Source organism: Nocardia huaxiensis (genome assembly GCF_013744875.1).
GTDB classification, from domain to species: Bacteria; Actinomycetota; Actinomycetes; order Mycobacteriales; family Mycobacteriaceae; genus Nocardia; species Nocardia huaxiensis.
In genome coordinates this window covers 4035012-4049514 of sequence record NZ_CP059399.1, presented here as the reverse complement: position 1 = coordinate 4049514, position 14503 = coordinate 4035012, and the positions used below count along the sequence as shown (strand labels likewise).

Here is a 14503-nt window from a genome sequence, read left to right as displayed (position 1 = left end):
CGCCGACGTCGCGTCGGACGCGGCGATATCCGCCAGGACTCCGCTCGAGGCCGGTGTGGCGCTGCCTCCCGGCGCGCCGGTATCCGCACCCGCCGTATCGAGCGCGGGCGCTGTCTCGGGGGAATCGCTCAACGGCCCGACCGGTGGATGACTTCCCGCGCCATGGCCCGATAGGCTTCCGCGCCACCGGATTTCGGCGCCCAGGTGGTGATCGGCTCACCCGCGACACTGGCGTCCGGGAAACGGACGGTGCGCGCGATGACGGTGTCGTACACGAGGTCGCCGAACACCTCGACCACGCGCGTCATGACCTGACGCGAATGCAGCAGACGGGCATCGAACATGGTGACCACGATGCCGTACAGGGTCAGCGCCGGATTCAACCGGTCCCGCACCTTCTCCACGGTGTCGTTGAGCAGGGCCAGCCCGCGCAGCGAGAAATACTCGCATTCCATGGGAATGATGACGCCGTCCGCGCAGGCCAGCGCGTTCACGGTGAGCAGGCCCAGCGAAGGCTGGCAGTCGATGAGGATGTAGTCGTACCGATTGCGTAGTGGCGCCAGCGCCCGCCCCAGCGTCTGCTCGCGGCCCACCTCGTTGACGAGCTGGATCTCGGCCGCCGACAGGTCGATATTGCTGGGCAGCAGATCCATTCCGTCGACCTTGGTACTGATCAGCACATCGTCGACCGACACCCGCCCGTTGCCGGTCAGCAGGTTGTGCACGGTCTGATCGAGATCATGGTGCGCCACACCGAGTCCCGCCGACAGCGCCCCCTGCGGATCGAGATCCACCAGCAGCACCTTGCGCCCGTATTCCGCCAGCGCCGCACCGAGATTGATGGTCGAGGTGGTTTTCCCGACCCCACCCTTCTGATTACACATGGCCACGATGAGCGCATCACCCGTGCGATCGGCCTGCGGAGGCTCCGGAATCTCCCGCAGCGGACGCCCGGTCGGACCGAGTTCCGCGCTGTCGGCCACCACATCGGGTGCTTCCCACAGTGTTTGCGCGGCGGTTTCGATCCGCTGGCCCGCACCACCGGCTGTCGTCACGTCCGCTGCTCCTTCGACGTTCCTGCCCTTACTCGCCCGCCGGTGGTGCCGGCGAACGACGCGCCCGACCGCGCGTGCGGTCCGGTCCCATTAGACGCTACCGCCTGTTCGCGCAAGACCAACGCTCGGACACGCACTGTAAACCTGCACTTCAGACCTGTCAGCGGGCACGTGGATGGGCCGTGGCCCAGACCTCGTGCAGTGTCCCGACAGTCACCAGAGTGTAGATCTGCGTGGTGGTCACCGAGGCATGACCGAGTAACTCCTGCACCACACGCACATCCGCGCCACCGTCCAGCAGATGTGTGGCGAACGAATGCCGCAGCGTGTGCGGGGACACCTGAGCAGCGATTCCGGCCCGTTCGGCGGCGGATTGCAGGGTCTGCCAAGCACTCTGACGCGATAGCCGCCCGCCGCGATGATTCAGGAACAGTGCGCTGTTGCCCCGGCCGCGCGTGGACAGCGCGGGCCGCCCGCGCACCAGATACGCGTCCAACGCCGCCAGCGCGGGCCGCCCGATGGGCACCATGCGTTGCTTACCGCCCTTGCCGCGCAACACCACTGCGCGTTCGCCGGTGTCGATATCGTCGACATCCAGCCCCACCAGCTCCGAAATCCGCGCCCCCGTCGAATACAGCAACTCCAGCAGCGCCCGATCCCGCAGCCCGCGCGGCCCGTCCGCGGCCTCCCCGCCCGCCGCCTCCAACAATCGCGAAACCTGTTCGTACGGTAGAGCTTTCGGCAACCTGCGCGCCGGCGTGGGTGGCTTCACCGGATGCGCCACATCCGCGTCCGCGATCCCCTCGGCCGTGGCGAACCGATGCAACCCCCGCACCGCGACCAGCGCCCGCGCCGCCGAACTGGCCGCCAGCGCAGGATGATCGGCATCCCCCGCCCGCAGGGCCACCATGAAATCCCCGATATCCGTCTCCGCCACCCGCGCGAGCGTCTCGATCCCCCGCTCCCCCAGAAACGCCCGATACCGCTCCAGATCCCGCTTGTACGCCTCCAGCGTATTGCGCGCGGCTCCGCGCTCGACCGCCAAATGGTCGAGATAGGCGTCGATCTGCCGCCTCAGCACCTCGCGCTCCCATGCACGCGTCACATCATGGCAGCCCCCACCGACATCACCCCGAGCGAAACCCAGCGCGCCGCATCAAGATCGAATACCAACCCCGCCCATGATCGACGACACCCGAATGTGTCGGTGCCCACTGGCATCCTCAATACATGGCGACGTGGCTCGAATTCGAGAGCGAAGCACCGGAACTGGCGGCACACATACGCCACCGCTTCGAAGCGCACAAAACCCACATCCTGGCAACACTGCGCCACGACGGCGCACCGAGAGTCAGCGGCTCCGAGGTCACCTTCCTCGGCCCCGACCTCATGTTCGGCTCCATGCCCGCGGCCCGCAAAGCCATTGACCTACAGCGCGACGGCCGCTGCGCCATCCACGCCCACCCCGGCGAGGGCGACGCCAAGGTCATGGGAGTGGCGGTCGAAATCACCGGAGCCGCCAAGGAACCCCTGGGCTCGGATCCCGGCATACACGATTTCCGCCTCGACCTCACCGACGCGGTACTCACCTCCGTGGACCAGGACGCCGAACTGCTGGTCATCCAGCACTGGCGTCCCGGTCGAGGAGTCACCGTCACGAAGCGGCGTTGACCCGTTCGAACACGATTACGCCTGGCGTGCTTGGCGTTCCGGGAAGGCAGGCCATGGCGCGCCGAGTGGGCCGATTTACGAGTCGGAGGCTTTCCGGTCGAGAAAGGCGGTGGGCATGCCGGGCCAAGGCGCGTCGGCAGGGCGCAATGTCGCGCCGGTAGCGCGAGCGGTATTGAGAGCCAGAACACCGGCGACCGCCGTCGCATTGGTGATTTCCCCCGCCAACGCCGCGCGCACCGCTTCGGACAGCGGCACCCGCCGGATCTCGATGTCGGCTTCTTCCAATTCCGGGTCGGGACGATCGGTTTCGTAGAGGCCGGTGGCCAGGTAGACCCGCAGCGCCTCATCGGTGAACCCCGGCGAGAGCGCCACATCCACCAGCACCGACCACTCCCGCGCCGCCAGCCCGGTCTCCTCGGCCAGCTCACGCTTGGCGGCTTCGAGGGGGTCCTCGCCCTGCTTGTCGAGCAGCCCGGCGGGCAACTCCAGCAGTCGCCGCCCGATCGGATGCCGGTACTGGTTGATCAGCACCAGATTGTCGTCCGCATCCAGCGCCGCCACCGCGACCGCGGCGTGGTGTTCGATCACCTCGCGTTCGGCGACCCGCCCGCCGGGCATGGCCACCTGATCCAGCCGCAGGGCGAGAATCGCCCCGGAGTAGACCGTGCGACTGGAAACGGTGTCGAACTCGTGTGTCCCGGGCGCTGATCCGATTTCGCCGGAGGCGTTGTTCGAATCAGCGGCCAGGTCACCGGAAGTGGAAGTCACTTCGAAACTTTCTCACCCTCGTCCGCCGGAACCTCATTCGGGATCTCGACCGGAAGCCGTTCGGCGGCCTTGTAATTCAGCGAGGCGTTGACCAGTGCCGCGAACAGCGGGTGCGGGCGGGTCGGGCGGGACTTGAGCTCCGGGTGCGCCTGGGTGGCGACCAGGAAGGGGTGCTTGTCCTGCGGGTACTCCACGAACTCGACCAGGTGGCCGTCCGGGGAGGTGCCGGAGAACTTCAGGCCGCTCTTGGCGATCTTGTCGCGGTAGGTGTTGTTCACCTCGAAGCGGTGGCGGTGACGTTCGGACACCTCGGTGGCGCCGTACGCCTGCGCGACGACCGAACCCTTCTCCAGAACGGCCGGGTAGGCGCCCAGACGCATGGTGCCGCCCAGATCGGCTTCACCGGCGACGGCCTGCTCCTGATCGGCCATGGTGGAGATGACCGGGTACTTGCAGTCCGGCTCGAACTCGGTCGAGTTGGCGTCCTTGAGACCGGCCGAACGCGCCGCCTCGATCACCACGCACTGCAGGCCCAGGCACAGGCCCAGCAGCGGAATGCCGCGCTTGCGGGCGTAGCGGATCGCGCCCACCTTGCCCTCGATGCCGCGAATGCCGAAGCCACCCGGGATGAGGATGCCGTCCACATCCGAAAGATGCTGCTGCGCACCGGCTTCGGTCTCGCACTCGTCGGACTGCACCCAGCGGATGTTCACCTTGGCCCGCGCGGCGAAACCACCCGCGCGCAGCGCCTCGGTGACCGATAGGTAGGCGTCCGGCAGGTCGACGTACTTGCCGACCAGCGCGATGGTGACCTGCTCGCGCGGGTTGTGCACGCGGTCCAGCAGGTCGCCCCACACGGTCCAGTCCACATCGCGGAACGGCAGGCCCAGACGGCGCACGACATAGGCGTCGAGCCCCTCGCGGTGCAGCACCTTCGGAATGTCGTAGATCGACGGCGCGTCCGGTGTGGAGATGCAGGCGTCCACATCCACGTCGCACATGAGCGCGATCTTGTTCTTGAGCGGCTGCGGCACCTCGCGGTCGCAGCGCAGGATCAGCGCGTCGGGCTGGATGCCGATATTGCGCAGCGCCGCCACCGAGTGCTGGGTCGGCTTGGTCTTGAGCTCGCCCGACGGGCCGAGGAACGGCACCAGCGTGACATGCAGGAAGAAGCAGTTGTCACGCCCGACCTCGTGGCGGATCTGCCGCGCCGCCTCCAGGAACGGCTGCGACTCGATATCGCCCACGGTGCCACCGATTTCGGTGATCACCACATCCGGAGTCTGCCCGTGCAGATCGGGCCCCGCCATGGCGAGAATCCGGTACTTGATCTCATCGGTGATGTGCGGAATCACCTGCACGGTGTCACCGAGGTACTCGCCGCGCCGCTCCTTGGCGATCACCTTCGAATACACCTGGCCGGTGGTCACATTCGCGTCCCCCGACAGATCGCGGTCGAGGAAGCGTTCGTAGTGACCCACATCGAGGTCCGTCTCCGCGCCGTCCTCGGTCACGAACACCTCACCGTGCTGGAAGGGGTTCATGGTGCCGGGATCGACGTTCAGGTACGGATCCAGCTTCTGCATCGTGACGCGCAAACCGCGCGACGTAAGCAGCTGACCGAGGCTGGAGGCGGTCAAACCCTTACCGAGTGAAGAGGCGACACCGCCGCTGACGAAGATGTGTTTCGTGGCCGCGCGCGCCGGAATCCGTGAATTACCCACGGGTCTTCACAGTAACACGGATCCGGGAGGCCCACGGACGCCACGCACATGTGGTTGCGGATGAATGGCTGGATTGTCAGCGCGGCATGGCCGCGACTGTGAGCGAGGTCGCCTTGGCACCCGTCCCGTATCGCCCGGTACCACCGTTCAACTGCTCGGTGAGACCGAGCACGGTGGTGATCCGCCCGATCTCGTGATCCACATTGTCGACGGTGGTGACCGTTGCCAGCGCGGCCTCCGAGCGCACCACGGCGATCGGCCCGGCCCCTTCGGCGGCGCCGTGGCGACCCGTCAGCACCACACCGGCACTGTGCGCCCGCAGTCCGCCGGCGAAGCGCGCGGCGATCGTCCCGCGGTTGTTCTCGTCGGCTTTGGCCCCGTCGCCGGTGACCACGACGGCCAGTTGCGCGGGCTTGACGTCACCGAAGGTCAGGAACCCGCCGCCGCGCAGGGTCTCCAGCGCCAGCCCGCGTTCCTGGTCGGTACCGCGCGGCTGCCCGCTGACCGGATCGGCCAGCAGCGCCTGTCCGAGCAGATCCCCGGCCAGACTGCCCTGATCGGCGGCATCGGGTTTCAGCACCGCGCCCGCCGGGACGATATTCAGCAGGGTCGTCCGGAGCCGATCGGCCTCTGAGGAATCGGTGAAGGCGCCCGTCAGCCCCACCCGCCCGGTGACCGTGGCCCCCGCGGTGGTGAGCGCCGCGGTGACGGCATCCGCGTCCGCGGTATCCACATCGGGCGTGGTGAACACCAGCACAGTGCGATTGGCGAGGCTCCCGGTGAGCAGTTTGCCCGCCGCACCCGCCAGGAACGAGTCCGCCGCCTTGACTTGCTCTGAGAGCCGGGCATTTTCGGCGGTCAGCTGGTCGATCTTCGCGGTCTCCCCCGTCCCCGGGAACAACCCGTCACCGTGCGTGCGGGTCCCGAGCACCACGCCGACCGCGAGCGCCAGAAATACGGCCGCAAGCGAAATCGCGTGCTGGCGAATGGAAATCATGCGTCCCTACCTGTGCTGGTCGAAGAATCCCTGAACCCAGGCCGAGAACCGATCCCAGGTGTCGGCCGTGGAGGTGACCAGTTCACCGCCCATGTGTGTGGCCAGTAGCGCGACAATCAAGGCCACCAGCGCGGCCAGCACCACCAAGGCCACCGCCCACCCGTTGCCGCGGTGCCGGTACAGGGACGCAACGGCTTTCGCGTCCATGAGCTTGGTGCCCATCTTCAACCGGGTCAGGAAGGTCGCCGGATTCGAATCGCGGCGGCCGCGATCGAAGAAATCGTCGAGAGATGCTGCGGCGCCGACGGTCACGATGAGCGCGGCCCCGTGGTGATCGGCCAGCAGCAGCGCCAGATCCGCGGGCGCGCCCGAGGACGGGAAGGTGGTCGCGCCGATCCCGAGATCCTGGATGCGCTCCAAACCCTTTGCGTGCCCGTCGGTATCGGCCGGCAGGATCACCTCGGCCCCGCACTTGAGCGTGGTGGCGGTGATCTCCTCCGGATCGCCGACGATCAGATCGGGCCGATATCCATTGCGCGTCAACGTATCCGCGCCCCGCCCCACGCCGATCAGAATCGGCGCGTACTCCTTGATGAACGGCTTGATCCGCTTCAGATCCTCGGCGTGATCGGGTGCGTCGGCCACGATCACGACATGTCTCTTCTTCATATCGAGCACCACGTCCGGCACGCCGATTCCGTCGATGAGCAAGGAACTTTCGGTGCGGATGAACTCGATCGTGTTGCCCGCGAAGGCTTCCAGATGATCGGCCAGCCCGTTGCGGGCCTCGATCATGCGCTCGGCGATGCCGGCCTCGGTGAGCTCGATGCCCTCGACCAGCGCCTCGGGTTCCTTCTTCGACAGCTTGTCGGCGTAGACGATGCCCTCGTCCACCCGGACCTTCTGCCCGTCCTTGATCTTGGTGAAAACATCGGAGCTGACCGCGTCCAGCAGCAGAATCCCATTGGCCACCAGCACTTCCGGCCCGAGATTCGGATACCGCCCGGAAATCGAGGGCGAGGCGTTGACCACCACCGCGACCCCGGCCTCCACGAGCCGGTCGGCGGTGAGCCGATCCAAGTCCATCTCGTCCAGGACCACCACATCACCGGGTCCGACGCGCTGCAGCAGACGCCGGGTATTGCGGTCGACCCGGGCCAGCCCGCTGATTCCGGGCATCGTTTCGGTAGTGCGCGACAGCAGGGCCAGCATCTTCATAACGATCGATGATTACCGCAAAGTCTCAACCAATGGTTGAGGCGCGCCGCAACATCCTCCCCATTCGTCACAGTGATGCCAGATTGCACCCCGGATGTCCATTGTGAGTCAACGAGACGACCGTTCTAGCACTAGGTCCTTACCGCGCGGTAAGGATATGCTCCGGTCATGCCCAGCACCACGGTCGAAACAGTCATCTCCGCCCCGCGCGAGGTCGTGTACAAGCTCTTCACCGAGCGCGACAGCCTCAATGGCAACCTGCCCGTCCAGATCAAGCTGAAGAAGCCGGGCGCCGGCATCCCCTCCGGCGTGGGTGCGCAGTACCACCTCGGCCTGGCCGGTCTCGGCGTCACCGAGGAGACCACCGAACTGGTCCCCAATGAACGCTTCGTCTACCGCATCGTCGCCGGCGCCCCGGTGAAGCGGCATGTCGGCACCGTCACCTTCGCCGACGCCCCCGGCGGCACCAAGCTCGTCTACACCATGGAGTCCGAGCCCAGCCTGCCCGTGCCGGCCAAGGTCCTCGAACTCGGCCTCAAGAGCCTGATCAACACCTTCATCAGCGGCGTCCGCAAGGCCACCAAGTAGCCTCTCCCGCAACGGAAGCGGGCCGGTCGCGACAATCGCGACCGGCCCGCTCCGCATTGCCCCTACTTGGGCTGCACGTACCACGCGCCGGGGCCACCGACGCAGTCGTAATCGTTCCACTCACCGTTCTCGATGCCCTGGTTGCCACGGCTCTCGCAGGCGCTGAGCTGCTCGTACGGCCCGTGCTGGGTCGACGGCTGACCGACGGCCGCACTGCCGGTGCCCGCCACCAGCGCCGGAGCCGCGACGGAGTTTCCGGCGAAACCGGCGGCGAGGCCCCCGGCAATGGCCACGGCGGCGGCAAGTGAACGCATACGAATCATGGTCAAGGCTCTACTTTCAGTCGGATACAGCTCGTTCTCGGCGGCGTGAAGGTACAGCCGCCCAATAGGTTCGGAGTAGTCGGCCGATAAGCGAGGCCCCGGAGCGCATGCCCCGGGGCCATCGGTTCACTGTGCCGGTGCGAGTTGCTGCATGATGGCGGCCATATCCAGCCACACCTGCTCGCGGGACATGCGGCCGTCACGCAGATCGCAGACGTGCAGGATGCGGAAATCGACGGGCCGGTTACCGCCCGGGATACCCATGAACATGCCGGTTGCCCGTCCGTACCAATGGGATTCGTCGACGAAGAAGTCGTCCCCGTAGTACCGCCGGGTCGACTCCAGCTTGTCCTCGGTGAGCCCGTCGAACAGCTCGAGGTACCGCTGCACGATGGCTTCCCGGTCGGTGAGCACCCCCCGCGGGTCACCGACCACCTCGTGCTCGACACCCTCGGCGAGGGTGTCCATGATGGCGTCCACATCCTTCTCGTGCTCGGCCGCGGCGTGCCGTGCGAACAATGCGTCTATCTCGTCCCTAGTCATGATGACTTCCTCCTTTTTCACGAGACAGTGCTATCTTCGTGAGATGAGTGTCTCACGTCAAGAGAAATTTCTCACGAGTGGTCGGCAGAATCAGAAGCAGCGAACTCGTGAGGCTCTCCTCGACGCAGCGGTCGAACTCGCCCGCGACGGCCGCTCCCCCTCCATCGCCGAGGTCGCCGAAACCGCCCGTGTCTCCCCCGCCACCGCCTACCGCTACTTCCCGAACACCGCCTCCCTGTGGGCCGATGTCGCCAGCCGCCAGCACACCCAGGCCCGCGACTATCCGGGAATACTCGAATCCCTCTCCGGCACAGCGGAAGAGCGCATGGACACCGTCGTCCGCTCCACCGCCGAAATGCAGCTCGCCGATGAAACCGTCTGGCGCACGGTCCTGCGCGCCGCCCTGGACCGCTGGTTCGACCAGCTGGAGATCCCCGAGGCCGACCGCGTCCCCGTACGCGGCACCACCCGCCTGGAAATGGCCCGAATCGCCATCGCCCCCTTGGCCGATCGCCTCACCCCCGAGCAGCTCGACCGCCTCGCCAACGCGCTCACCATGGTCTACGGCATGGAGGCCGTCGTCACCGCCCGCGACACCTGCGGGCTGGACACCGAAGCCACCACCGAAACCATGCGCTGGGCGGCCCGCGCCCTCATCCGCGGCGCACTCGCCGAAACCGAGGACGTCGCGAAATCCTGAGCGCGACGGCCGATCACGTCTCCTTCCGGCAGGTCGCGCATCCCGCCGCCGACCGAGTGCCGGCGGATTCCCCGGGAGTCCGCCTCATCTCTTCCGATCAGCTTGCGGCGGTGACCTTTTCGGCGTGCGCGGTGGTGAGCAGCTCCCACGCGTGAGCGCGGCCGGTTTCGGTGTCGCCCAGACCGGCGAGCATGCGGGCCAGTTCGACCACGCGCTCATCCTGGGTGAGGGCGCGGACACCGGACTTCACGCCCTTGCCGTCGTCGACCTTGTCCACCACCAGATGGGTGTCGGCGAAGGCCGCCACCTGCGGCAGGTGCGTCACCACAATGACCTGGTGGGTGCGGGCCAGCCGGGCCAGGCGGCGGCCGATCTCGACGGCGGCGCGACCACCGACACCGGCGTCGACCTCGTCGAAGACCATGGTGGTGCCGTGCTCGGAACTGGCCAGCACCACCTCGAGCGCGAGCATGATGCGGGAGAGCTCACCGCCGGACGCGCTCTTGCTCAAGGGAAGTGGGTGCGCTCCCGAATGCGCGGCCAGACGGAACTCCACCTCGTCGACACCGGTCGAACCGGCGTGCAGTTCCTTGCCGTCGATGACCAGCGGCGCGGAATCCTGCACGCCCGCGAGCATGGGGCCCACCGCCACCTCGAGCCGCGCCCGGCCCATGGCCAGGCCGCCCAGTTCGGTGCTCACGGCCGCGGCCAGCTTGCCCGCCGCCTTGGTGCGCGCGGCGGTCAGCTTGCGGGCGGTTTCGCGAACCTTCTCGGCGGCGGTCTCCACCTCGGCGGCCAGGGCGGCCAGGGCTTCCTCGGACACGTCGAGGGAGGACAGCCGGGTGCGCGCCTCATCGGCCCACTTGATGACGCCGTCGATATCCGGGGCGTATTTCCTGGTGAGCGTCTTCAATTCGGCCTGGCGGGTGAGCATGGACTCCAGCGCACCCGGATCGGACGGCAGATCCGACAGGTACGAGCTGAGCTCGGTGGCCAGATCGACCACGACCGAAATCGCCTCGCCCAGACGCGGTCCGAGCCCGGCCAGCGCCGGATCGTCGGAGGCTTCGATGCGAGCGCGCGCGGTGCCCAGCAGATCCAGCGCACCCGCGTCCTCACCCGGGCTGTCGGCCGGGCCGGCCAGCGCATCGTGCGCGGTGGACGCCGCCTCCCGCAGCGAATCCAGATCCGAGAGCCGCCGCACCTCCGCCACCAGGTGCACATCCTCACCGGGTTCCGGTGCGACGGCGTCGATCTCATTGAGCGACTGGGTGAGATGATCGGCCTCGAGCGCGAGTTCGCGGCTCTTGGCGGTGCGCTCGAGCAGCTGATTGCGCGCGTCCAGCCAGGTCTTGCGGGCCTTCTGATACTTGCGCAGCAGCGAATCGACGGTGTCCGAAGCGAATTGGTCCAGCGCGTGCAACTGCTGATCCGGCCGCTGCAACCGCAGCTGATCGTTCTGACCGTGCACGGTGAGCAGCGGCGTCGTGAAATCGCCCAGCACCGAGGCGGGCACGCTGCGTCCGCCCAGATGCGCGCGGGACCGCCCGTCGCTGCCGACGGTGCGCACCGCGATGATGCTGCCGTCGTCATCAGGTTCGGCCCCGGAGGATTCGAGCACCTCCTGAGCTTCCGACCGTGCGCTGTCGTGGACTTCGTCGACGGTGAAGCGCCCCTCCACCACCGCTCGCGACGCGCCGAGCCGCACCCGGCCCGCATCGGCGCGCGCACCGCTGAGGAGGTGCAGGCTCGTCACCACCATGGTCTTGCCCGCACCGGTCTCACCGGTCAAAACGGTCAAACCCTCATGGAATTGCGCGGTGGCGGTGGAAATTACGCCCAGCCCGTCAATCCTGATCTCTGTCAGCACTCGTGCTCTCCGTCCGCCGTCGGCCCCGCCAGCCTGTCACGGGCAATTGGAATTTGCGCACCATCCGATCGGCGAACGGCGCGGAATCCAGCCGCACCCACCGCACCGGTTCGGCCCCGCGGACCGCCTCGACCCGGCCGCCCCGCGGCAATGCGAGGGTGCGCCGGCCATCGAGGAAAACTATCGCATCATGGCCCGTCGCAACGGTTTCCACCGCGATCAGCGAATCCGGGCTGGTCACCAGGGGTCGCGCGAACAGGGCGTGGGCATTGCTCGGAATCACCAGCAGCGCTTCGAGTTCCGGCCACACCACCGGACCGCCCGCCGAGAAGGCATATGCGGTGGAACCGGTGGGAGTGGCGATCAGCACACCGTCGCACCCGAACGACGACACCGGACGGCCGTCGACCTCCAGCACCACCTCGAGAACGCCCATGCGCGTGGCGTTCTCGATACTGGCCTCGTTGAGCGCCCAGCCGCGCTCGACCACCACATCGTCGATCTGCACGGTGACATCGATGGTCATGCGCTCTTCGAGCGTGTAGTCGCGGCGCACCACCTGGGATAGCGCCTCGTCCAGATGCTCGGCCTCGGCCTCGGTGAGAAATCCGATGCGCCCCAGATTGATTCCCAGCACCGGCACCGACGCCTCACGCGCCAGCTCCGCCGCGCGCAGGAACGTGCCGTCGCCGCCCAGGGCGAGCACCATCTCGCAGCCGATGGCCGCGGCCGGCCCGTGCTCCATGACACGAACCGGATAGCCGTCCGCTTCGCCTGCATCGTCCAGATCGAAACGGGTGCTGTAGGCCTCGTCCTCGAGCACCCGCAACCCGATACCGGCCGCATCGAAGATCTTGGCGACACGATGCGCGGTCTCGGTGAGCTCCGACCGCCCCGGATGGGCGACCAGCAGGATTTCCCGCGCACGCCGCTCGGTGTGAATTTCCCGCGCACGCCGCTCCGTGGACGCGCCTTGCGGCACAGCCCACTCACTCTCCGGCGAGTTCACTGCGGACCCTCCTCCACCGCGCGTTCGATCAGCGCCGTCACCCGTTCCTGTTCACTCGCATCGTAGGCGTAGCCGGTGACAGATTCACCGGTCGCCGGATCGGCGACCTTGCGCAGCCACAGGAAGTACTCGACATTTCCGGAGGGCCCGGGCAGCGGGCTGGCGACCACACCGAGGGTGCGCAACCCCTGACGCGCTGCGGCGGCGGCGACCTCACGCACCGCCTCGGCTCGCAGCGCCGGATCCCGCACCACCCCACCGGATCCCAGCCGTTCCTTGCCGACCTCGAACTGCGGCTTCACCATCGGCAGCAGATCCGCCTCCGGCTCGCAGCAGGCCGCCAGCGCGGGCAGCACCAGGCCCAGCCCGATGAACGACAGATCCGCGACCACCAATTCGACTGTGCCGCCGATGAGTTCGGGTGTCAGCGCCCGCACGTTCGTCCGATCGTGCACGCGCACACGATCATCGTTCTGTAGTCGCCAGATCAGTTGCCCGTAACCGACATCCGCGGCCACGACCTCTTTCGCGCCACGCGAGAGCAGCACATCGGTGAACCCGCCGGTGGACGCGCCGGCATCCAGGCAGCGCTTGCCCTCGACCGTCACACCCTGCGATCCGAACGCCTCCAGCGCCCCCAGCAGCTTGTGCGCTCCACGCGAGGCCCACTGCACCTCATCGGGTTCGTCCCGCACCAGCAGCGGCGTCCCCGCCTCCACCCCCGTTGCCGGTTTGGTGGCGACACTTCCATTGATCAGGACGCGGCCCGCATTGATCAGCTCGACCGCGTGTTCCCGCGATCGCGCCAATCCGCGGCGAACCAGTTCCGCGTCCACCCGTGCGCGTCTGGCCACCTCAGATCTTGTCCACCGTGGCCAGGGCCTGCACCAGCACATCGTGCGCCTGCTCCAGAATCCGGGCCCGCCGCACGATATCCGTGCCCTCGGTCACCGAATCCCGCGCGCCCGCGGCCAATTCGGCCAGCAATGCGTCGACATCCGCCCTGACCCGCTCCGGGTCGGCGAACTCCTGATTCGCGCCCGCGAGATGCTGCCCGGGCATCGGAACCCCCGGACGGGGTCCCGGCTCGGGCTGTCCCTGGACGGACTGTCCAGGCATAGGCGGGCGAGGCGTCGGCATAGTCATGGTGGCGACAACGCTACCCGAACTCCCATTCGAACACACGTACCGTCCCGGATAGCAATCCCACCGTCGGTCACCCGAAGATCGCGCCGTGTTGGCGGAAAAGAAGTTGCGGCGGTGTGCCAGCATCAAGCAAATGGACCGCAACTTCGATGAGCTGGTGGCCGAAGCGGCGTCGGTCTCCGTGGACGGATGGGACTTCTCCTGGCTGGACGGCCGCGCCACCGAGCAGCGACCCTCGTGGGGATATCAGCGCCGGCAGGCGCAGCGCCTGGCCGGCGCCCGGGCGGCGCTCGATATTCAGACCGGCGGGGGTGAGGTGCTCGCCGAGGCCGAGGTCTTGCCGCCGACCATGGTCGCCACCGAATCGTGGCCGCCCAATATTCAGAAGGCGACCCGGCTGCTGCATCCGCGCGGAGCGGTGGTCGTCGCCGATCCGGACGAACCGCCACTGCCGTTCGCCGACGGGGCCTTCGATCTGGTGACGAGCCGGCATCCCGCGACCGTGTGGTGGGAAGAGATCGCCCGGGTGCTCGAACCCGGCGGGATCTACTTCGCACAGCATGTCGGGCCCGCCAGCGTCTTCGAACTGGTGGAGTACTTCCTCGGACCGCAACCCGAGGCCCGCACGAAACGTGATCCCGGCGCCGAAGCCGCCGAGGCGCGCACGGCCGGGCTGGAGATCGTGCAAGCCCGGTCCGAGCGACTGCGGATGGAATTCCACGACATCGGGGCGGTCGTGTACTTCTTGCGCAAGGTGATCTGGATGGTTCCCGGGTTCACCGTCGAGCAGTACCTCGACCGGCTGCGCGACCTGGACCGCGAGATTCGCGCCAACGGCCCGTTCGTCGCCTATTCCAGCCGGAGCCTGTTCGAAGCCCGGAAGCCGTAGCG

General features: G+C 67.6%; 16 protein-coding genes. 4 read left to right on the top strand and 12 right to left on the bottom strand.

Annotated elements, in window-relative coordinates; all coding sequences use genetic code 11:
- Positions 1 to 128: 128 nt before the first annotated feature.
- Both H0264_RS18155 and xerD read right to left on the bottom strand, forming a co-directional pair.
- The gene (locus tag H0264_RS18155) at positions 129 to 1025 is read right to left on the bottom strand and encodes a ParA family protein (protein ID WP_244976267.1); all 897 of its coding nucleotides are present in this window, start codon (positions 1023 to 1025) and stop codon (positions 129 to 131) included.
- A 190-nt stretch (positions 1026 to 1215) separates the two neighbouring features.
- Positions 1216 to 2136 carry a site-specific tyrosine recombinase XerD gene (gene xerD, locus H0264_RS18150; protein ID WP_181585637.1) on the bottom strand — a complete coding sequence of 307 codons (921 nt, stop codon included), beginning with the start codon at positions 2134 to 2136 and terminating at the stop codon, positions 1216 to 1218.
- 149 nt (positions 2137 to 2285) lie between these two features.
- Here xerD and H0264_RS18145 point away from each other — a divergent pair, with 149 nt between their 5' ends.
- A complete protein-coding gene (locus H0264_RS18145; protein WP_181585063.1) occupies positions 2286 to 2726 on the top strand; it encodes a pyridoxamine 5'-phosphate oxidase family protein in 441 nt (146 codons plus the stop codon).
- A gap of 75 nt (positions 2727 to 2801) precedes the next feature.
- Here the strand turns inward: H0264_RS18145 and H0264_RS18140 are convergent, their stop codons facing one another.
- From H0264_RS18140 to steA, 4 genes are all read right to left on the bottom strand, one after another.
- On the bottom strand, positions 2802 to 3440 hold the full coding sequence (locus tag H0264_RS18140; protein WP_181585636.1) for an NUDIX domain-containing protein: 639 nt from the start codon (positions 3438 to 3440) through the stop codon (positions 2802 to 2804).
- A gap of 50 nt (positions 3441 to 3490) precedes the next feature.
- On the bottom strand, positions 3491 to 5218 hold the full coding sequence (locus H0264_RS18135) for a CTP synthase (protein WP_181585062.1): 1728 nt from the start codon (positions 5216 to 5218) through the stop codon (positions 3491 to 3493).
- A 76-nt stretch (positions 5219 to 5294) separates the two neighbouring features.
- Positions 5295 to 6215: a copper transporter gene (locus H0264_RS18130; RefSeq protein WP_181585061.1), complete on the bottom strand. Its 921-nt coding sequence runs from the start codon at positions 6213 to 6215 to the stop codon at positions 5295 to 5297.
- 6 nt (positions 6216 to 6221) lie between these two features.
- Entirely contained in the window at positions 6222 to 7433 is a 1212-nt protein-coding gene (steA, locus tag H0264_RS18125) for a putative cytokinetic ring protein SteA (RefSeq protein WP_181585060.1), read from the bottom strand.
- 168 nt (positions 7434 to 7601) lie between these two features.
- On the opposite strand from steA, the gene H0264_RS18120 reads away from it, so the two are divergent.
- The gene (locus H0264_RS18120) at positions 7602 to 8021 is read left to right on the top strand and encodes an SRPBCC family protein (RefSeq protein ID WP_181585059.1); all 420 of its coding nucleotides are present in this window, start codon (positions 7602 to 7604) and stop codon (positions 8019 to 8021) included.
- A 62-nt stretch (positions 8022 to 8083) separates the two neighbouring features.
- Here H0264_RS18120 and H0264_RS18115 read toward each other — a convergent pair whose 3' ends face one another.
- Positions 8084 to 8335 carry a hypothetical protein gene (locus tag H0264_RS18115; RefSeq protein WP_181585058.1) on the bottom strand — a complete coding sequence of 84 codons (252 nt, stop codon included), beginning with the start codon at positions 8333 to 8335 and terminating at the stop codon, positions 8084 to 8086.
- A 135-nt stretch (positions 8336 to 8470) separates the two neighbouring features.
- A complete protein-coding gene (locus H0264_RS18110) occupies positions 8471 to 8887 on the bottom strand; it encodes an ester cyclase (protein ID WP_181585057.1) in 417 nt (138 codons plus the stop codon).
- 43 nt (positions 8888 to 8930) lie between these two features.
- Here H0264_RS18110 and H0264_RS18105 point away from each other — a divergent pair, with 43 nt between their 5' ends.
- Positions 8931 to 9587 carry a TetR/AcrR family transcriptional regulator gene (locus H0264_RS18105; protein ID WP_181585056.1) on the top strand — a complete coding sequence of 219 codons (657 nt, stop codon included), beginning with the start codon at positions 8931 to 8933 and terminating at the stop codon, positions 9585 to 9587.
- Between the two features lie 97 nt (positions 9588 to 9684).
- Here the strand turns inward: H0264_RS18105 and recN are convergent, their stop codons facing one another.
- The 4 genes from recN to H0264_RS18085 are packed head-to-tail and all read right to left on the bottom strand — an operon-like array spanning position 9685 to position 13528.
- Positions 9685 to 11457 (bottom strand): DNA repair protein RecN, encoded by a 1773-nt coding sequence (gene recN / locus H0264_RS18100; RefSeq protein ID WP_181585055.1) that lies wholly within the window; start codon positions 11455 to 11457, stop codon positions 9685 to 9687.
- On the bottom strand, positions 11435 to 12439 hold the full coding sequence (locus H0264_RS18095) for an NAD kinase (protein ID WP_420832098.1): 1005 nt from the start codon (positions 12437 to 12439) through the stop codon (positions 11435 to 11437). The genes recN and H0264_RS18095 overlap by 23 nt, the downstream gene beginning before the upstream one ends.
- A 23-nt stretch (positions 12440 to 12462) precedes the next feature.
- Positions 12463 to 13320, bottom strand: a complete 858-nt coding sequence (locus H0264_RS18090) for a TlyA family RNA methyltransferase (protein WP_181585054.1) — start codon at positions 13318 to 13320, stop codon at positions 12463 to 12465.
- Between the two features lies 1 nt (position 13321).
- Complete coding sequence (locus H0264_RS18085) at positions 13322 to 13528, bottom strand: hypothetical protein (RefSeq protein WP_231086401.1); 207 nt, start codon at positions 13526 to 13528, stop codon at positions 13322 to 13324.
- Positions 13529 to 13745: 217 nt separating this feature from the next.
- Here H0264_RS18085 and H0264_RS18080 point away from each other — a divergent pair, with 217 nt between their 5' ends.
- Positions 13746 to 14501 (top strand): class I SAM-dependent methyltransferase, encoded by a 756-nt coding sequence (locus H0264_RS18080; RefSeq protein ID WP_181585052.1) that lies wholly within the window; start codon positions 13746 to 13748, stop codon positions 14499 to 14501.
- The last annotated feature ends 2 nt before the right edge of the window (positions 14502 to 14503 follow it).